Annotated in this window: 18 protein-coding genes; 14 read left to right on the top strand and 4 right to left on the bottom strand. The window is 63.1% G+C overall.

The features are described from left to right. Window positions 1–32 precede the first annotated feature (32 nt). Window positions 33–1,331 (top strand): alpha/beta fold hydrolase, encoded by a 1,299-nt coding sequence (locus FFS13_RS07500; protein ID WP_137818463.1) that lies wholly within the window; start codon window positions 33–35, stop codon window positions 1,329–1,331. Continuing rightward, the gene (locus FFS13_RS07495) at window positions 1,324–2,091 is read left to right on the top strand and encodes a VacJ family lipoprotein (RefSeq protein WP_371922939.1); all 768 of its coding nucleotides are present in this window, start codon (window positions 1,324–1,326) and stop codon (window positions 2,089–2,091) included. The genes FFS13_RS07500 and FFS13_RS07495 overlap by 8 nt, the downstream gene beginning before the upstream one ends. Before the next feature lie 111 nt (window positions 2,092–2,202). Here the strand turns inward: FFS13_RS07495 and FFS13_RS07490 are convergent, their stop codons facing one another. Next, window positions 2,203–3,390, bottom strand: coding sequence for a patatin-like phospholipase family protein (locus FFS13_RS07490; protein ID WP_137818461.1), 1,188 nt, complete (start codon window positions 3,388–3,390; stop codon window positions 2,203–2,205). A gap of 40 nt (window positions 3,391–3,430) precedes the next feature. Further along, a complete protein-coding gene (locus tag FFS13_RS07485) occupies window positions 3,431–4,360 on the bottom strand; it encodes a lipid A biosynthesis lauroyl acyltransferase (protein WP_137818460.1) in 930 nt (309 codons plus the stop codon). A 132-nt stretch (window positions 4,361–4,492) separates the two neighbouring features. Here FFS13_RS07485 and minC point away from each other — a divergent pair, with 132 nt between their 5' ends. The 5 genes from minC to FFS13_RS07460 all read left to right on the top strand — a co-directional run bounded on the left by minC (window position 4,493) and on the right by FFS13_RS07460 (window position 8,514). After that, the gene (gene minC / locus FFS13_RS07480) at window positions 4,493–5,233 is read left to right on the top strand and encodes a septum site-determining protein MinC (protein WP_137818459.1); all 741 of its coding nucleotides are present in this window, start codon (window positions 4,493–4,495) and stop codon (window positions 5,231–5,233) included. 113 nt (window positions 5,234–5,346) lie between these two features. Further along, window positions 5,347–6,159 (top strand): septum site-determining protein MinD, encoded by an 813-nt coding sequence (gene minD, locus FFS13_RS07475; protein ID WP_137818458.1) that lies wholly within the window; start codon window positions 5,347–5,349, stop codon window positions 6,157–6,159. Next, window positions 6,159–6,413, top strand: a complete 255-nt coding sequence (minE, locus tag FFS13_RS07470; RefSeq protein ID WP_137818457.1) for a cell division topological specificity factor MinE — start codon at window positions 6,159–6,161, stop codon at window positions 6,411–6,413. The genes minD and minE overlap by 1 nt, the downstream gene beginning before the upstream one ends. Window positions 6,414–6,470: 57 nt before the next feature. After that, window positions 6,471–7,106 carry an RluA family pseudouridine synthase gene (locus FFS13_RS07465; protein WP_137818456.1) on the top strand — a complete coding sequence of 212 codons (636 nt, stop codon included), beginning with the start codon at window positions 6,471–6,473 and terminating at the stop codon, window positions 7,104–7,106. 121 nt (window positions 7,107–7,227) lie between these two features. Further along, window positions 7,228–8,514, top strand: coding sequence for a M18 family aminopeptidase (locus FFS13_RS07460; protein ID WP_137818455.1), 1,287 nt, complete (start codon window positions 7,228–7,230; stop codon window positions 8,512–8,514). Between the two features lie 125 nt (window positions 8,515–8,639). On the opposite strand, the gene FFS13_RS07455 is transcribed toward FFS13_RS07460, so the two are convergent. Further along, a complete protein-coding gene (locus FFS13_RS07455) occupies window positions 8,640–9,602 on the bottom strand; it encodes a GlxA family transcriptional regulator (protein ID WP_256657844.1) in 963 nt (320 codons plus the stop codon). Window positions 9,603–9,686: 84 nt separating this feature from the next. On the opposite strand from FFS13_RS07455, the gene FFS13_RS07450 reads away from it, so the two are divergent. Continuing rightward, complete coding sequence (locus FFS13_RS07450) at window positions 9,687–10,508, top strand: MBL fold metallo-hydrolase (protein ID WP_137818454.1); 822 nt, start codon at window positions 9,687–9,689, stop codon at window positions 10,506–10,508. A 102-nt stretch (window positions 10,509–10,610) separates the two neighbouring features. On the opposite strand, the gene FFS13_RS07445 is transcribed toward FFS13_RS07450, so the two are convergent. Next, window positions 10,611–11,327 carry a UTRA domain-containing protein gene (locus FFS13_RS07445; protein ID WP_137818453.1) on the bottom strand — a complete coding sequence of 239 codons (717 nt, stop codon included), beginning with the start codon at window positions 11,325–11,327 and terminating at the stop codon, window positions 10,611–10,613. 344 nt (window positions 11,328–11,671) lie between these two features. Between FFS13_RS07445 and FFS13_RS07440 the strand changes: the two genes are divergently transcribed. Genes FFS13_RS07440 through FFS13_RS07415 form a run of 6 tightly spaced genes read left to right on the top strand, consistent with a single transcriptional unit; the run spans window position 11,672 to window position 16,859 of the window. Then, window positions 11,672–12,730, top strand: a complete 1,059-nt coding sequence (locus tag FFS13_RS07440) for an ABC transporter substrate-binding protein (RefSeq protein ID WP_137818452.1) — start codon at window positions 11,672–11,674, stop codon at window positions 12,728–12,730. Between the two features lie 60 nt (window positions 12,731–12,790). Beyond that, a complete protein-coding gene (locus tag FFS13_RS07435) occupies window positions 12,791–13,597 on the top strand; it encodes an alkaline phosphatase family protein (protein WP_137818451.1) in 807 nt (268 codons plus the stop codon). Further along, window positions 13,576–14,436, top strand: coding sequence for an ABC transporter permease subunit (locus FFS13_RS07430; RefSeq protein ID WP_137818450.1), 861 nt, complete (start codon window positions 13,576–13,578; stop codon window positions 14,434–14,436). Before FFS13_RS07435 ends, FFS13_RS07430 begins: the two co-directional genes overlap by 22 nt. Then, complete coding sequence (locus FFS13_RS07425) at window positions 14,423–15,220, top strand: ABC transporter permease (protein ID WP_137818449.1); 798 nt, start codon at window positions 14,423–14,425, stop codon at window positions 15,218–15,220. The genes FFS13_RS07430 and FFS13_RS07425 overlap by 14 nt, the downstream gene beginning before the upstream one ends. Continuing rightward, window positions 15,217–16,206, top strand: a complete 990-nt coding sequence (locus FFS13_RS07420; protein ID WP_137818448.1) for an ABC transporter ATP-binding protein — start codon at window positions 15,217–15,219, stop codon at window positions 16,204–16,206. The genes FFS13_RS07425 and FFS13_RS07420 overlap by 4 nt, the downstream gene beginning before the upstream one ends. Then, window positions 16,206–16,859 (top strand): HAD family phosphatase, encoded by a 654-nt coding sequence (locus FFS13_RS07415; RefSeq protein WP_137818447.1) that lies wholly within the window; start codon window positions 16,206–16,208, stop codon window positions 16,857–16,859. Before FFS13_RS07420 ends, FFS13_RS07415 begins: the two co-directional genes overlap by 1 nt. Window positions 16,860–16,889 lie beyond the last annotated feature (30 nt).

Raw genomic sequence — 16,889 nt, 5'->3', positions numbered from 1 at the left:
CTCAGCACCTTATCTTCTAAAGGGACTCTGCAATGCCCCGTCTTCTAGGTCTTGCTGCGCTCTGGAGCGGCCTCGTCTTGAGTCTGCCGCTGCTGGCGGCCGATATCGACGCCGCCAGCTATGGCTACCCATTGAGCAACCCGTTCGAGGCGACCATCGCCACCACCCCGCCGGAGCTGCGTCCGCAGCTGCCCGCCGACGCCGATATCGACCAGGCCGACTACGACCTCAAACTGCGCCCGGAGCGCGAGTTCGAACTGCCGGCCAACTTCTGGCCGGTGACCAAGTTGCGCTATCGCCTGGCGGAGCAGAAAGGCCCGGCGCCCCTGATCTTCATCATCGCCGGCACCGGCGCGCACTACTCCAGCAGCCTGACCGAATACCTGAAGAAGCTGTTCTACGGCGCCGGCTACCACGTGGTGCAACTGTCCTCACCGACCAGTTATGACTTCATGGCGGCGGCCTCGCGCCACGCCACCCCAGGCGTCTCGACCGAGGATGCCGATGATCTGTACCGGGTCATGCAGGCCGTCCGCGCCCAGCACCCTGGGCTCGAGATTACCGACTTCTACCTGACCGGCTATAGCCTCGGCGCCCTGAATGCGGCCTTCGTCAGCCACCTCGATGAAACCCGGCGCAGCTTCAACTTCAAAAAAGTGCTGCTGCTGAACCCACCGGTCAACCTCTACACCTCGATCACCAACCTCGATAGCCTGGTGCAAACCGAGGTCAAGGGCGTCACTGACAGCACCACCTTCTATGAGCTGGTCCTCGGCAAGCTGACCCGTTACTTCCAGCAGAAGGGCTATATCGACCTCAACGATGCCCTGCTCTTCGACTTCCAGCAGTCCAAGCAGCACTTGTCGAACGAACAAATGGCCATGCTGATCGGCACCGCGTTCCGCTTCTCCTCGGCGGATATCGCCTTTACCTCCGACCTGATCAACCGCCGTGGCCTGATCACCCCGCCGCACTACCCGATCAGCGAAGGCACCAGCCTCACACCCTTCCTCAGGCGTGCGCTGCTGTGCGACTTCGACTGCTATATCGGCGAACAACTGGTGCCGATGTGGCGCGCCCGCACGGATGGCGGCAGCCTGCTGCAATTGATCGACCAGGTCAGCCTCTACGCTCTGGAGGATTACCTGAAAACCAGCAGCAAGATCGCCGTGATGACCAACGCCGACGATCTGATCCTCGGCCCTGGCGACCTCGGCTTCCTGCGCCGCACCCTGGGTGAGCGTTTGACCGTCTACCCCCATGGCGGGCACTGCGGCAACCTCAATTACCGCGTCAACAGCGCCGCCATGCTGGAGTTCTTCCGTGGTTAAGACATCCTTCCTGCTTGCCCTGCTGCTCGCCAGCAACCTGGCCCAGGCCGAACGGACGGTTGCTCCGGATGGTTTCAGCGAGCCGCTGAAAACGCTGAAATTCAACCCGGGCCTCGACCAGCTCGAGTTCGAGCGCTCGAGCCTCGACGCCCTGAACATCTACGATCCCCTGGAGTCGTGGAACCGGCGGGTCTACCACTTCAACTACCGCTTCGATGAGTGGGTGTTTCTACCCGTAGTTAACGGTTACCGCTACATCACCCCCGGCTTCCTGCGCAGCGGAGTGAGCAACTTCTTCGGCAACCTGGGCGATATTCCCAACCTGCTCAACAGCCTGTTACAGCTCAAAGGCCAGCGTTCGATGGAAACCACGGGGCGGCTGCTGTTCAACACCACGCTGGGGATCGCCGGTCTGTGGGACCCGGCAACTATGCTGGGCCTGCCCAGGCAGACTGAAGACTTCGGCCAGACCCTGGGCTTCTACGGCGTGCCCGCGGGCCCTTATCTGATGCTGCCGATACTCGGCCCGTCCAACCTGCGCGATACGGGCGGGTTAGTGGCGGATTTCAGCGCGGAGAGCCAGATCAACTTCCTCAACGTCGCCGAAGTCAGCGGCGATCACCCGGAAATCGGCGTGCTGCGCGCCGTCGACAAGCGCTACAGCACCAATCTCCGCTACGGCCAGACCAACTCACCGTTCGAGTACGACAAGATCCGCTACGTCTACAGCGAGGCGCGCAAGCTGCAGATCGCCGAATGATGAATACCTGGGAGGAGGTTGAGCAGGCGGCATCAGACCGCCGTTTCATGACGCAGCGCAAAGAGTCGGCGAAGGTGCACGCATGGCGATCTTCGGGCCGAGCCGCGCGGCTTACGGGCTGAGCGCCGCAAGCGGCTCTAAACCGAGGAAGCTAAGCAGCGCCGTCTTTTGCGCCATGGCGTCCTGATAACCCAACTCAATCAGCTCATTGCAGTAGCCCGGCTCGAATAGCAAATAGCTGAGAACCCCAGCGCCGCTGGCCTTGGTCGCGCCAGGCCCACGCAAGAACAGCCGCAGCGTCCGCGGTAGCTCGTGAAGATGGCGCGCGGCGATCTGGTCCAGCGGCTGACTCGGGGCAATCACCAACACCTCCACCGGCTTCGGCGCCAAACTTCGCGGCGGTAGCTCGGCGGGCAGCCAACGGCTCATATGGTTGAGCCGCTCCAGCAGTTCGATGTCACCTTCCAGGCTGTCGATAAAGGTGCTGTTGAGCAGATGCCCGCCGATCTGCGCCAAGCTGGGTGGGCGGCCGGTTTTCGGCCGGATGACGATCGCATTCGCATCGCCACTCTGCGGATTGCCGCTGACCCCGACCACCAGCACACGGTTGGCGCCCAGATGCAGCGCCGGGCTGATCGGCGCGGACTGGCGCACTGCGCCATCGCCAAAGTATTCGCGATTGATCTTCACCGGCGGGAAGATCAGGGGGATCGACGCACTGGCGAGCAGGTGCTCGAGTTTCAGCCGGGTGGGTACGCCAACCCGGCGATGGCGAAGCCAGGGATCGATGGTCGCGCGCCCCTGATAGAAGGTCACCGCCTGGCCGGACTCATAGCCGAACGCGGTGATGGCCACCGCGCGTAACTGGCGCATCCGCACCGCCGCGGCGATCCCGGAAAAATCCAGCTCCCGCGCCAGCAATTCACGCAACGGCGAGCTGTCGAGCAGCGCGACGGGCAAACTCTTACCCAGGCCGAGCAGGCTGTGACCGAGAAAACGATAGGCCTGACGCAGTACCCCAGGCAGATCGCTGCGATAGACCTGATGGGTATGGAAGTTTTGCCAAACCTGGGTCAGCCGGCGGACCGCCTCGGTGAAGTGCAACGCGCCACAGGCCAGCCCCACCGCATTCACCGCGCCGGCGGAGGTGCCGACTATCACCGGGAAGGGATTTTGCGTGGCATCCGGCAGCAGGTCGGCAATCGCGGCCAACACCCCCACCTGATAGGCCGCCCGAGCTCCACCGCCGGAGAGAATCAGCCCGGTGACCGGCTTGGCAGAGCTGTCTGCTGGATTCATCGGCGCGCTCTCGGGGCATTTCCGCGAGTATAGGCGCGGCCTACTTAGGCCGCTTTTTGTACAACTTGGGTTCACCGCTCGGCCGGGTCTTGAAGCGGCGGTGCGCCCACAGATATTGCTCGGGGCACTGGCGAATAGCCGTTTCGACCCATTGGTTGATGCGCAGGCAATCGGCCTCCTCGCTCTCGCCGGGGAAAGCCTCCAACGGCGGATGGATCACCAGGCGATAACCGGCGCCAGCCTCCAGACGCTTCTGGGTAAAGGGTACGACCCGCGCCTTACCGAGCCGAGCGAACTTGCTGGTGGCGGTCACAGTCGCGGCGCTGATGCCGAAGAACGGCACGAAGATGCTTTGCTTGGCGCCATAGTCCTGATCCGGCGCATACCAGATCGCCGCGCCGGCACGCAGCACCTTGAGCATGCCGCGCACGTCTTCGCGCTCGATGGCGCTAATCAGCCGCTGCTCGCGACCACGACGCTGAACGTAATCGAACAGCGGATTCTTATGCGCGCGGTACATGCCGTATAGGCCATGCTCCAGCCCAAGCAAGCCGCCGCCCATCTCCAGGGTGGTGAAGTGCAGGGCCATCAGGATCACACCCTGCCCGTCGGCCTGCGCCTGCTGCAGATGCTCCAGCCCCTCGATCTGCGCCAATTTGCGCAACCGCGCCTCGGGCCACCACCAGCTGATCGCCATCTCGAAGAAGGCGATACCGGTAGAGGCGAAGTTCTCCCGCAGCAGGCGCCTGCGCTCAACCGCAGGCAGCTCTGGAAAGCACAGCCGCAAATTACGGGCGGCAATCTGCCGGCGCGAACGCGCGCCCCAATACATCAGCGCGCCCAAGCCGCGCCCGCACTGCAGCAACAGCGCGTAGGGCAATTGGGTGATCAGCCACAGCAAACCCAGGCCCAGCCACAGCAGCCAGAAACGCGGATGGAGGAAATAGGCACGAAAACGCGGACGATCCATCTCAAATTCCGGACAATCAACAAGGCCGCGCATTCTACAGGACTCCGCCTGGCTTGCGGCCCAACCGCGTTCTCGCTATAAACCCCGACTACTTTCGCTCTCAGCAAACGACCAAGGCGCATCAGGCAGACCATGAGCCAAGCCGATCTTCTCAACCAGGACCCCGTGTTCCAGCTCAAGGGCAGCATGCTCGCCATCACGGTGCTGGAGCTGGCGCACAACGACCTCGCCCGCCTCGAGCTGCAACTGGCCGAAAAGGTTGCCCAGGCGCCGAACTTCTTCAGCAACACCCCACTGGTGCTGGCGCTGGACAAGCTGCCTGATGGTGAAGGCCTGCTCGACCTGAGCGCGCTCATGGCCGTCTGTCGCCGCCACGGCCTGCGCACCCTGGCCATCCGCGCCAGCCGTGAGGAAGACATCGCCGCCGCCAGCGCTCTCGACCTGCCGGTCTTGCCGCCCTCCGGCGCGCGCGAACGGCTGGTCGAACCCGTCGAAAGCATCGCCGCGCGGAAAAAAGCGGAAAAACCCGCAGAACCGGTCGCCAAGCCGACCAAGGTCATCACCACCCCGGTGCGCGGCGGCCAGCAGGTGTATGCCCAGGGGGGCGACTTGATCGTACTGGCCCCCGTCAGCGCCGGCGCGGAACTGCTCGCCGACGGCAATATCCATGTGTACGCGCCGATGCGCGGCCGGGCTCTGGCGGGCATTAAAGGCGACACCAAGGCGCGAATTTTTTGCCAGCAAATGGGCGCAGAAATGCTCTCGATTGCCGGTCAATACAAGGTCTCCGAAGACCTCCGGCGCGACCCGCTATGGGGCGACGCGGTGCATGTCAGCCTATCGGGTGACGTGTTGAACATCACCCGTCTTTAACGGATACTGCCGCCGACTTCTAATTTAAGTCCCACCGGGGCATTACGGGAATTCGCGCAGCCGCAGTACGGCTTATTAAGTTCCCGATTTATTTACATTTGGGGTGAATCACCTTGGCCAAGATCCTCGTAGTCACTTCCGGCAAGGGTGGCGTGGGTAAAACCACCACCAGCGCCGCCATCGGTACCGGCCTTGCCTTGCGCGGGCACAAGACCGTCATCGTCGACTTTGACGTCGGCCTGCGTAACCTCGACCTGATCATGGGCTGCGAACGCCGCGTGGTGTACGACTTCGTCAACGTCATCAACGGCGAAGCGACCCTCACCCAGGCCCTGATCAAGGACAAACGCCTGGAAAACCTCTACGTCCTGGCCGCCAGTCAGACTCGCGATAAAGACGCGCTGACCCAGGAAGGCGTAGAAAAGATCATCAACGAACTGCGCGAAACCTTCGAATTCGTGGTCTGCGACTCGCCGGCCGGGATCGAAAAAGGTGCGCATCTGGCGATGTATTTCGCCGATGAAGCGATTGTCGTGACCAACCCGGAAGTCTCCTCCGTCCGTGACTCCGACCGCATGCTCGGCCTGCTGGCAAGCAAGTCGCGGCGCGCCGAGAAAGGCGAAGAACCGATCAAAGAGCACCTGTTGCTGACCCGCTACAACCCGGAGCGGGTGACCAAGGGTGAAATGCTCGGCGTAGAAGACGTCGAGGAAATCCTCGCCATCCGCCTGCTCGGCGTGATCCCGGAGTCGCAAGCGGTGCTGAAAGCGTCGAACCAAGGCGTGCCGGTGATCCTCGACGACCAAAGCGACGCCGGCCAGGCGTACAGCGATGCCGTCGATCGTCTACTGGGTAAGGAAGTCGGGCATCGCTTCCTCGACGTGCAGAAGAAAGGCCTCCTGCAACGCCTGTTCGGAGCTCGCTAATGAATATCTTCGACTTCTTTCGTGAGCGTAAGAAGGAATCCACAGCCTCCATCGCGAAAGAGCGCCTGCAGATCATCGTCGCCCACGAACGCGGTCAACGCAGTCAGCCCGACTACCTGCCCGCCTTGCAGCAGGAACTGGTCGAGGTCATTCGCAAATACGTGAACATCGATTCGGATCAAGTACAGGTCGCACTGGAAAGCCAGGGCAGTTGCTCGATTCTGGAACTCAACATCACCCTGCCGGATCGTTGATTCGCAAGGGTACGCGACGGCGGCCTCGGCCGCCGTTGGCGTTTCTGGAACTGCCCAATGCCGCTGTCGAATATTGAAATAGTCCACCAGGATGCCGCCATTCTGGTAATCAACAAGCCGACCCTGCTGCTCTCGGTGCCTGGCCGCGCGGACGACAACAAAGACTGTTTGATCACCCGCCTGCAGGAACATGGCTTTGCGGAAGCCCGCATCGTCCATCGCCTGGATTGGGAAACCTCCGGGCTGATCCTGCTGGCCCGGGATGCCGACAGCCACCGCGAACTGTCGCGGCAATTCCACGACCGCGAGACGGAAAAAGCCTATACCGCGCTGTGCTGGGGCGAACCGCAGCTGGACAGCGGCCGGATCGAGTTGCCCTTGCGTTACGACCCGCCCACCAAGCCACGCCATGTGGTCGATCACGAACTGGGCCGGCACGCCCTGACCTTCTGGCGCGTACTGGAGCGCTGCGGCCATTACAGTCGAGTCGAGCTGACCCCGATCACCGGCCGCTCGCACCAGCTACGGGTGCACATGCTCTCCATCGGCCATCCGCTACTCGGCGATCGACTCTATGCCCATGAGCAAGCCCTCGCCGCCCATGAGCGCCTGTGCCTGCACGCCAGCATGCTCGCCTTCAGCCACCCGCAAACCGGTGAACGCCTGCGTTTCAACTGCCCGGCGCCATTCTGAAACCCGTGCAAACCTTACCCAGGGCGAACATCCCCGCCGCTGTTAGCCACTGGCGGAGCAGCGCCATCCAATCAGCCCAGCCAATACGGTAAACTGCCGACCTTGCCGCCCGGAGTGCCCTATGCGCGAAGAATTGAACCAAGGCCTGATCGACTTTCTCAAGGCCTCGCCCAGCCCTTTTCACGCCACCGCCAGCCTGGCCCAACGCCTGGAAGCCGCGGGGTTTCAAGCGCTGGACGAGCGTGAACCCTGGGCCACCGAGCCCGGCGGCCGTTACTACGTGACGCGCAACGACTCCTCGATCATCGCCATCAAACTCGGCAAGCGCCCGCCACTGGACGGCGGTCTGCGCCTGGTTGGCGCGCACACCGACAGCCCCTGCCTGCGGGTGAAACCCCAACCGGAGTTGCAGCGCCAAGGCTTCCTGCAACTGGGGGTGGAAGTCTATGGCGGTGCGCTGCTCGCGCCCTGGTTCGACCGCGACCTGTCGCTCGCCGGGCGTGTCACCTTCCGCGAAAGCGGCAAGGTGCAGAGCCAACTGATCGACTTCCAGCTGCCCATCGCGACAATCCCCAATCTGGCGATCCACCTCAATCGCGAAGCCAATCAGGGTTGGCCGATCAATGCGCAGAACGAACTGCCGCCGATTCTGGCCCAGGTCGCCGGCGATGAGCGCTACGACTTCCGCGCCCTGCTGGCCGATCAACTGAGTCGCGAACACGGCCTCAACGCCGACGCGGTGCTGGATTACGAGCTGAGCTTCTACGACACCCAAGGTGCCGCCGTGATCGGCCTGAGCGGCGACTTTATCGCCGGCGCGCGCCTGGACAACCTGCTGTCCTGCTTCGCCGGCCTGCAAGCGCTGCTCGGCAGCGAGGGCGATGAAACCTGCGTGCTGGTCTGCACCGACCACGAAGAAGTCGGCTCCTGCTCGGCCTGTGGCGCCGACGGCCCGATGCTCGAGCAGGTGCTACGGCGTGTGCTGCCCGAAGGCGATGCGTTCGTGCGGATCATCCAGAAATCTCTGCTGGTCTCCGCCGACAACGCCCACGGCGTACACCCCAACTACGCCGACAAGCACGACGCCAACCACGGCCCCAAGCTCAACGCCGGTCCGGTGATCAAGGTCAACAGCAACCAGCGTTACGCCACCAGCAGCGAAACCGCCGGTTTCTTCCGCCACCTGTGCCTGGCAGAAGAAGTGCCGGTGCAGAGCTTCGTGGTGCGTAGCGACATGGGCTGCGGCTCGACCACTGGCCCAATCACCGCCGGCCAGCTCGGTGTACGCACTGTGGATATCGGCCTGCCGACCTTCGCCATGCACTCGATCCGCGAACTGGCCGGCAGCCATGACCTGGCGCATTTGGTGAAGGTACTGACGGCGTTCTACGGTGCCGAACTGTTCTGAGCGACTTACTTCCCCACTGCACACCTGCGCAGTGGCCGGAGGACAGTGCCTGTAGGGTGCGGCTCACCGCGCCATAGCGCGCCCATCGAGCAGCGTTGGCGCGATAAACCGCCCCCTACGAAGAACTACAGTTTGAACTGCTGTCGATAGGCCACCGGCGTTTGCCCGGTGACACGCTTGAAGCTGCGGCGAAAGCTGGACTCGTCGCTGAAGCCCAGACTATCGCTGATCAGGCTGACCGAGTCGGAGGTGAGGATCAGCCGCTCGCTGGCCTGGTTGAGCTTGATCAGGCGTATCTGGTCGGCCACGGCATTGCCCGTCAGCGCCTTGATCCTGCGCGCCAGGGTGCGCGCCGTCACGGCCAGCTCATCCGCCAGCTGCTGCACGTTGAGCCGTTTCGCCGGCCGCTTTTCCACCAGCAGATGCAGCCTGCGCAACAGCGGGTCGGCCTGCTCCACCAGACTGATGGCGCTAAAAACTGGAGCAGCCGGCTCGGGCCGCGGCAGCACCATCAGCTTGGCGATATCGCGATAGACTGCTACCCCCAGTAGCCCCTCGATCACTGCCTTGGCGATCAGCAGGTAGCCGCTGGCCCCGGAAGCCGTGGCGGTCTGACGGTTGAACACCTGGGTGCGCTGCAACTGCCAGTCCACTTGGGGAAAACGCGCCTGCACACTGTCCGCCAGCCACCAGGTGGCGGTCGCCGCCTCGCCGTTCAAACGCCCGCTCTGGGCCAGCAGGCACACGCCCGTGCAATAGCTCCACAGCTGGGTCTTGCGGTCCAGCTGGGCCAGAACGCGAATCAGCCCACGGTTGCCTTCCAGCACCTGCGCCATCTTGGCCTCCGAATCCGCCCAGAGCCCGGGGATCAGCAGGGCCGTGCAGTCCGCCTCGGCCAGCGCGGTGTCCGGCTGCAGGCGCATGCCATGAACACAGTCGACCGGCTCGCTATCCAGCCCGACCCAACAGACCTCAAAGTGCCGCTCGCCGACCCGGCGATTGGCCGAGAGCAGCAGATCGGCAAAGGCAAATAAGCCGGCCGGCATGCAGCCTGGATAGAGCAACAGGCCTATTTTCTGGACTGGCATGAAATGTCCGCTTTATGGCAACTCCTGCCATCCTCCCGTGGCGGGCACATTTTTACAATGGCAGCACCTGAATCGGAGCTCGCCATGAAAATCACTCAGCTGCGCAACGCCACCCTTATCGTCGAATTCGACGATGTCCGCCTGCTGGTGGACCCCATGCTGGCGGCCCAGGACCAACTGCCCTCGCTCAAATGGCTGACCGGCAACCGCCGGCGCAACCCACTGGTCGAACTGCCGGATAACGCCTCCGAGCTGCTGGAGCAGGTGACCCACTGCCTGATCACCCACTGCCAGAAAGGCCACTTCGACCACCTCGACCGCGCCGGCGCCCGCTGGCTGCGCGAGCGCAAGCTGCCGGTCATCTGCATGGCGGAGGACGCGGACTATCTGCGCAAACTCCGGCTCAACGTTCAGGAGTTGCCCGAGCAGCCGGCCAGCCCCTTCTTCGGCGGCAGCATCCGGCCGATTCCCTGCCTGCACGGCGAAGGCTTTATTGGCCGGCTGATGGCCCATGGGCATGGCTACTTCATTCAGATCCCGGGCGAACCCAGCCTCTATCTCGCTGGCGATACAATCCTCACCGCCGAGGTGCGCCACTGCCTGACCAGGCTGGCGCCGGAGGTCAGCGTCCTCCCGGCCGGCGGGGCGGTGCTCGATATCGGCAGCCCCATCATCATGGGCAAGGCCGATGTCCTGACGGCACTCAGACTGAGCAAAGGCATGATCGTGGCCAACCATCTGGAGGCCCTCGACCATTGCCCGGTGACCCGCACCGAGTTGCTGTGCGAAGCCGCCCAGCAGCAACTGGGGGATCGACTGAGGGTGCCGCTGGATGGCGAAGCCTTGGTTTTCCAGACTGTGGACGAGGAAGTCGCCGAGAAGCGGCAAGCCCTTCCGAGCCTGTAACAACGTCCCGATGAGGGCCACCCGTAGGAACGAGCTCCACTCAACACCCTAGCCTCCGATCGCCAGCAGAGCTGGCTCCTACACAAGCACTGCGGGGTGCACCTACTCCGGCACTTCGACGCTCACATGAATGGCGTCGTGCCGCCAGTACTCGATGTCGCAATCGATCAGCCGGCCATGCTGGTCACGGTTGATCCGGGTGATACGCAGCGCCGGGCTGCCGACCGAGACCTTGAGTGCCGCCGCGGCCTCCACGTGCAACGCGGTCGGCACCATATCGAAGCGCACCCGCCCGTAGAAGATGTCGTACTGCTGTGCATACAACTCGGTCAGCGAGCGGGTCAGGTCGAACGTCAAAACACCGGGGAAATGCGCCGGATTGAGGTAGTGCTCGACATAGAGCACCAACCGCCCATCGATCCGCCGGGCCCGGCGAATCTGAATCACGCTGGACAACGCCGGTAACTCCAGCAGAGCGCAGATTGCCGCCGATGCCGGTAGCAAGCGCGCCGACAACACCTCGGTGGCGGGCTGCCGGCCCTGCTCGCCGACCATCGCGTGGAAGTGGCTGCGCACCAACGGGTTGTAGGTCAGCCGTGGTGGCGAGACAAACCAGCCACGCCGCTCTTCCCGATAGATCAGCCCCTGCGCCTCCAACTGCCCCAGCGCCTCGCGCAGGGTGATGCGCGTGGTAGCGAACAGCTCACTGAGTTTGCGCTCGGCCGGCAACTTACTGCCTGACGACAACAAACCGTGCTCAATCTGCTCTTCCAGCGCGCGACAGATGGCCGTCACGGCGCGGGGCGCTTCATCTCGCATCAGGCCTTACCCATTCTGGACTAGTCCAACCCCATTCAAGGGCGTTGATTGGCTCGCGAAGAGCCCGTAATAGAGCGGTAATCCTAGCTAGCCTAGATGACTATTCGATGACATCCAGCAGTATTTACGCGCCGCAGGTCAACCCGAGCAAAAAATCTACCGCAGATAAATCAGTTACTTAACTATGGTCTACGCTTGTTGAGCACGCACCTTGGCACCGCCATGGGCGACGTTGAAATACCCTGACCGACACAAAACCGTCATCCAACCCGGCTAACTTGGCTTGGCTATTGCTGATCTAGACCAACACCTTCACCACCCCTTGCTACAAAAAGGAGCGTCGAATGAAACGCCTGTTGCTAGCTTCACTCATAGGATCGACCATTGCCCTGGCCAGCTCGGCCATGGCGGCAGAAGCAGACCTTAAAAGCCTGGAACAAGCTGCCCGTGCCGAAGGCGCAGTGAATAGCGTGGGCATGCCCGATAGCTGGGCAAACTGGAAAGACACCTGGGCCGATCTCGGCAAGCTCTACGGCCTCAAGCACCTGGACACCGACATGAGCTCGGCGCAGGAAATCGCCAAGTTCGCGGCCGAGAAAGACAACGCCACCGCCGATATCGGCGACGTGGGCGCCGCCTTTGGCCCCATCGCCACGCAACAGGGCGTGACCCTGCCCTACAAGCCGAGCACCTGGGAGCAGATCCCCGCCTGGGCCAAGGATGCCGACGGCCACTGGATGCTGGCCTATACCGGCTCGATCGCCTTCATCATCAACAAGCAACTGGTGAAAGAGCCGCCGAAATCCTGGGCCGACCTGGAAAAAGGCAAATACAAGGTCGCCATCGGTGACGTCAGCGCGGCGGCGCAAGCGGTCAACGGCGTACTGGCCGCCGCCATCGCCAAGGGCGGCGACGAGAAGAACATCCAACCGGGCCTCGACCTGTTCGCCAAGATCGCCGAGCAAGGTCGCTTGTCGCTGTCGAACCCCACCATCCAGACCCTGGAAAAGGGTGAAGTCGAAGTCGGCATCGTCTGGGACTTCAACGGCCTGAGCTACCGCGACCAGATCGACCCGAGCCGCTTCGACGTGCTGATCCCGTCCGACGGTTCGGTGATCTCGGGCTACACCACCATCATCAACAAATACGCCAAGCACCCCAACGCCGCCATGCTGGCCCGCGAGTACATCCTCAGCGATGCCGGCCAGATCAACCTGGCCAAGGGCAATGCCCGCCCGATCCGCGCCGAGCACCTGACCCTGCCGGCCGAAGTACAGGCCAAGTTGCTGCCGAACGCGCAATACGCCAAGGTCCAACCGATCAAGGACGCCAAGGCCTGGGAAGCGACCTCCAAGGCCCTGCCGGGGTTGTGGCAGGAGCATGTGATCATCAACATGGAATAACAGCGTGCCCAGGCGCCGGCCACCCGGCCGGCGCCTAACCACCTCCAAGGCGCAAAGGTTATGCAGCACAACGTCATCCTGGTCCTGCTGGATGGCCTGAACTACGGAGTGGCCCAGCATGCGCTGGGTCACCTTCAGGCTTACTGTGGTGCGGGCCGCGCCGCACTGTACAAACTGGAGTGCGAGCTGCCGGCGCTCTCCCGACCGCTCTACGAGTGCATCCTCACCGGCATCCCGCCGATCGAAAGCGGCATAGTGCATAACGATGTCTCGCGCCTGTCCACCCAGCGCAGCATCTTCCACTACGCCAGCGCTGCCGGGCGCAGCACCGCCGCCGCGGCCTACCACTGGGTCAGCGAGCTGTACAACCGCTCGCCGTTCGATGCCGCCCGCGACCGCCACACCGAGGCGCCGGAATTGCCGATCCAGCACGGGCACTTCTACTACGCCGACCACTATCCGGATTCGCACCTGTTCTCCGACGCAGAGAGCCTGCGCCTGCGCCATGCGCCAAACTTCCTCCTGGTGCACCCGATGAACGTCGACGACGCCGGGCACCAGCACGGCCTCGACTCGGCGCAATACCGCAATAGCGCGCGGGTGGCCGACATCCTCCTCGCCGAATACCTGCAACGCTGGCTCGACGCCGGCTACCAGGTGCTGGTGACCGCCGACCACGGCATGAACAACGACCGCTCGCACAACGGCCTGCTCGTTGAGGAGCGCGAGGTGCCGCTGTTCGTGCTGGGTGACGCCTTCAGCCTCGACCCCTATGCACAGCCGAAGCAGACCGACCTCTGCGGTACCCTCTGCGAGCTGCTCGGTGTGCCCCACGACAAACCCCTATGCCGGGAGCTGTTGAAGTGAGTTCAACCACCCGCGGCAAATGGCTGGCCCTGCTCTGCCTGCTGCCTTTCGCCATCTTCTTCATCGCCTTCCAGATCGCCCCGCTGGCCTGGGTGGCGCTCAACAGTCTGAACAGTGCCGATGGCTGGGGGCTGGGCAACTATGCCAAGGCCTTCAGTTCGAAGTTCTACCTGCAGGCGATCAAGCACAGCCTGCAGATCTCCTTCTGGTCGAGCCTGATCGGCATCGTCATTGCCATCCTCGGCAGCTACTCGCTGCGCAAGGTGGACAGCAAACTGCGCGACTTCGTCATGGCCTTCTCCAACATGACCAGCAATTTCGCCGGAGTGCCACTAGCCTTCGCCTTCATCATCCTGCTCGGCTTCAACGGCGCGCTGACCATCCTGCTCAAGCAGAGCGGGGTGATCGAGGACTTCAACCTCTACTCGAAGACCGGCCTGATCGTGCTCTACACCTACTTCCAGATACCCCTGGGCGTGCTGCTGCTCTACCCCGCCTTCGACGCCCTGCGCGAGGACTGGCGCGAGTCGGCCGAGCTGCTCGGCGCCGGCACCTGGCAGTTCTGGCGCCATATCGGCCTGCCGGTGATGACCCCGGCGCTGCTCGGCACCTTCGTGATTCTGCTGGCCAACGCCCTCGGCGCCTACGCCACCGTCTATGCCCTGACCACCGGCAACTTCAACGTGCTGCCGATCCGCATCGCGGCGATGGTCGCCGGCGACATCTCCCTCAACCCGAACCTGGCCAGCGCCCTGGCGATGGTGCTGGTGGGCCTGATGGCGCTGATCACCGTAGTCCATCAGTGGCTGCTGAAGAGGAGCTACCATGTCGCGCGTTGAGTCCAAGGTCGGCAGCCTCTACCACCGCACCGTGGTCTGGCTGCTGTTCCTGATCCTGCTCCTTCCGCTGGCCGGCACCCTGCTCTACTCGCTGTCCACCAGTTGGTCGGCGACCATCCTGCCGGACGGCCTGACCTTCAAGTGGTACCTGGCGCTATGGAGCGATGCACGCTTCCTCAGCGCCTTCGGCCAGTCGCTGCTGGTCTGCTTCGGTGCCTTGTTGCTCTCGGTGGTGTTGATCCTGCCGCTGCTGTTCGTGGTGCATTACCACTTCCCGAAGCTCGACGGGCTGATGAACATCCTCATCCTGCTGCCCTTCGCGGTACCGCCGGTGGTGTCCTCCGTGGGTCTGCTGCAGCTCTATGGCTCCGGCCCGCTGGCCATGGTCGGCACGCCGTGGATTTTGATCGGCTGCTACTTCACCGTGGCCCTGCCGTTCATGTACCGGGCGATCACCAACAACCTACAGGCGATCAACCTGCCGGATCTGATGGACGCCGCCCATCTGCTCGGCGCCAGCACCTGGAAAGCCGCACTGTTGGTGGTGCTGCCAAACCTGCGCAAGGGTTTGATGGTGTCGCTGTTTCTCTCGTTCTCTTTCCTCTTCGGCGAATTCGTCTTCGCCAACCTGCTGGTCGGCACCCGCTATGAAACCCTGCAGGTCTACCTGAACAACATGAAAAACAGCAGCGGCCACTTCAACAGTGCGCTGGTGATCTCCTACTTCTTCTTCGTGCTGTTGTTCACCTGGGCAGCCAACCGTTTGAACAAGGACAAATCATGAGTTTTCTAAGCATCCAGGGTCTGCATAAAAGCTACGGCGGCACGACCATCTTCAGCGATATCCAGGGTGAAATCGGCAAAGGCGAGTTCGTCACCCTGCTCGGCCCTTCCGGTTGCGGCAAATCCACCCTGCTGCGCTGCATCGCCGGCCTGACCGAGGTGAACGGCGGCAAGATCCTCCTCGACGGCCAGGACCTGGTGCCGCTGTCGCCACAGAAGCGCGGCATCGGCATGGTGTTCCAGAGCTATGCACTGTTTCCCAATATGACCGCGCAGCAGAACGTGGCTTTCGGCCTGCGCATGCAGAAAGTTGCCGGCAGCGCTGCCGAAAAGCGCGTCGACGAAGTGCTGGGGCTGGTTGAGCTCGGCGACTTCGCTGGCCGCTACCCCCATCAGCTGTCCGGTGGCCAGTGTCAGCGGGTCGCGCTGGCCCGCTCGCTGGTCACCCGGCCGCGCCTGCTCCTGCTCGATGAGCCGCTGTCCGCCCTGGATGCACGGATTCGCAAGCACCTGCGCGAGCAGATTCGGCAGATCCAGCGCGAGCTTGGCCTAACCACTATCTTCGTCACCCATGACCAGGAAGAAGCGCTGGTCATGTCCGACCGGATATTCCTGATGAACCAGGGCCGCATCGTCCAGAGTGGCGACGCCGAGACCCTCTACACCGCCCCGGCCGATGTCTTCGCCGCGGGCTTTATCGGCAACTACAACCTGCTCGACGCCGACGCCGCCAGCCGCCTGCTGCTGCGCCCGGTCAACAGTCGCATCGCCATCCGCCCGGAAGCTATCCAGCTCGGTGTTCACGGCAATATCGAAGCCGAGGTACGCAGCCACAGTCTGCTCGGCAACGTGATCCGTTATCGCGTCGAAGCCCGCGGGGTAGAATTAGTGGTCGATGTCCTCAATCGCTCGGCGACCGATCTGCATAGCAGTGGCCAACGCCTTGCACTGTCCATCGATCCCAGCGCGATTCGTGAGGTAGCCTGATGGCTCTGGCAATTTTTGATTTAGACGAAACCCTGATCCACGGCGACTGTGCCAGCCTGTGGAGCCAGCAAATGGCCAGGCTCGGCTGGGTCGACGGCGACTCCTTCCTGCGCCGCGATGCCGAGCTGATGGCCGCTTACGCCGAGGGCAAACTGGCCATGGAGGACTACATGGCCTTCAGCCTCAGCCCGCTGGTCGGTCGTACCCCCGAAGAAGTGGCCTTTGTGGTCGAGCCCTTTGTCGAGGAGGTGATCGAGCCGCGGATCTATGGCGACGCCTGCACCCACCTGGCCAAGCATCGTGCGACGGGTGATCGCCTGCTGGTGATCTCCGCGTCCGGAGTGCACCTGGTGGCCCCGATCGCCGCACGGCTGGGCGTCGAAGACGTGCTGGCGATCGAGCTGGAACTGCAGCACGGCTTCTACACTGGCCACACCGAAGGCGTGCTGACCTACCGCGAAGGCAAAGTCACACGTCTGCAGGCCTGGCTGGAAGCCGAAGGGGAAACCCTGGAGGGCGCCAGTTTCTACTCCGATTCGCGCAACGATCTGCCGCTGCTGCAACTGGTCAGTCGCCCAAACACGGTCAACCCCGACCCGGTTCTGCGGCGCCATGCCGAACAAGCGGGCTGGCCGATTCTGACCTGGAGTTGAGTCAGGCGGCGGCTAAGGCTTGGCGCTGCT

It is taken from the genome of Pseudomonas sp. 2FG, from assembly GCF_005502935.1.
Lineage (GTDB): Bacteria > Pseudomonadota > Gammaproteobacteria > Pseudomonadales > Pseudomonadaceae > Aquipseudomonas.
This window is presented reverse-complemented; position numbering and strand designations above follow the sequence as displayed.

Excerpts from the sequence above, each read along its gene's own strand:
- FFS13_RS07445 (WP_137818453.1), bottom strand. The coding sequence starts at position 11,327 with ATGCGAGATGAAGCGCCCCGCGCCGTGACGGCCATCTGTCGCGCGCTG.
- FFS13_RS07435 (WP_137818451.1), top strand. The coding sequence starts at position 12,791 with ATGCAGCACAACGTCATCCTGGTCCTGCTGGATGGCCTGAACTACGGA.
- FFS13_RS07460 (WP_137818455.1), top strand. The coding sequence starts at position 7,228 with ATGCGCGAAGAATTGAACCAAGGCCTGATCGACTTTCTCAAGGCCTCG.
- FFS13_RS07485 (WP_137818460.1), bottom strand. The coding sequence starts at position 4,360 with ATGGATCGTCCGCGTTTTCGTGCCTATTTCCTCCATCCGCGTTTCTGG.
- FFS13_RS07500 (WP_137818463.1), top strand. The coding sequence starts at position 33 with ATGCCCCGTCTTCTAGGTCTTGCTGCGCTCTGGAGCGGCCTCGTCTTG.
- FFS13_RS07425 (WP_137818449.1), top strand. The coding sequence starts at position 14,423 with ATGTCGCGCGTTGAGTCCAAGGTCGGCAGCCTCTACCACCGCACCGTG.
- minE (WP_137818457.1), top strand. The coding sequence starts at position 6,159 with ATGAATATCTTCGACTTCTTTCGTGAGCGTAAGAAGGAATCCACAGCC.
- FFS13_RS07420 (WP_137818448.1), top strand. The coding sequence starts at position 15,217 with ATGAGTTTTCTAAGCATCCAGGGTCTGCATAAAAGCTACGGCGGCACG.
- FFS13_RS07430 (WP_137818450.1), top strand. The coding sequence starts at position 13,576 with ATGCCGGGAGCTGTTGAAGTGAGTTCAACCACCCGCGGCAAATGGCTG.
- FFS13_RS07415 (WP_137818447.1), top strand. The coding sequence starts at position 16,206 with ATGGCTCTGGCAATTTTTGATTTAGACGAAACCCTGATCCACGGCGAC.
- FFS13_RS07490 (WP_137818461.1), bottom strand. The coding sequence starts at position 3,390 with ATGAATCCAGCAGACAGCTCTGCCAAGCCGGTCACCGGGCTGATTCTC.
- FFS13_RS07450 (WP_137818454.1), top strand. The coding sequence starts at position 9,687 with ATGAAAATCACTCAGCTGCGCAACGCCACCCTTATCGTCGAATTCGAC.
- FFS13_RS07440 (WP_137818452.1), top strand. The coding sequence starts at position 11,672 with ATGAAACGCCTGTTGCTAGCTTCACTCATAGGATCGACCATTGCCCTG.
- FFS13_RS07455 (WP_256657844.1), bottom strand. The coding sequence starts at position 9,602 with ATGCCAGTCCAGAAAATAGGCCTGTTGCTCTATCCAGGCTGCATGCCG.
- FFS13_RS07465 (WP_137818456.1), top strand. The coding sequence starts at position 6,471 with ATGCCGCTGTCGAATATTGAAATAGTCCACCAGGATGCCGCCATTCTG.
- minC (WP_137818459.1), top strand. The coding sequence starts at position 4,493 with ATGAGCCAAGCCGATCTTCTCAACCAGGACCCCGTGTTCCAGCTCAAG.